Annotated in this window: 2 tRNA genes; both read left to right on the forward strand. The window is 52.3% G+C overall.

Features of this window, described 5'->3' with window-relative positions:
- Positions 1-86: 86 nt before the first annotated feature.
- Positions 87-163: transfer RNA gene (locus ACVDHI_RS20815), tRNA-Val, on the forward strand.
- Positions 164-180: 17 nt separating this feature from the next.
- Positions 181-254 (forward strand) — tRNA-Val (locus ACVDHI_RS20820).
- Positions 255-256 lie beyond the last annotated feature (2 nt).

A 256-nucleotide genomic window follows, 5' to 3' on the forward strand; every position in this document is an offset into this window, starting at 1 on the left:
GTTTATAGCTCAGTTGGTTAGAGCACTACCTTGACATGGTAGGGGTCGTTGGTTCGAATCCAATTAAACCCACCACTTTTCGTGATGCGTCCTTAGCTCAGCTGGTTAGAGCACCACCTTGACATGGTGGGGGTCGGTGGTTCGAATCCACTAGGACGCACCATCACGAAACCCTGTTATGCGTCCTTAGCTCAGCTGGTTAGAGCATCACCTTGACATGGTGGGGGTCGGTGGTTCGAATCCACTAGGACGCACC

It is taken from the genome of Aeromonas sp. 25-248, from assembly GCF_053005425.1.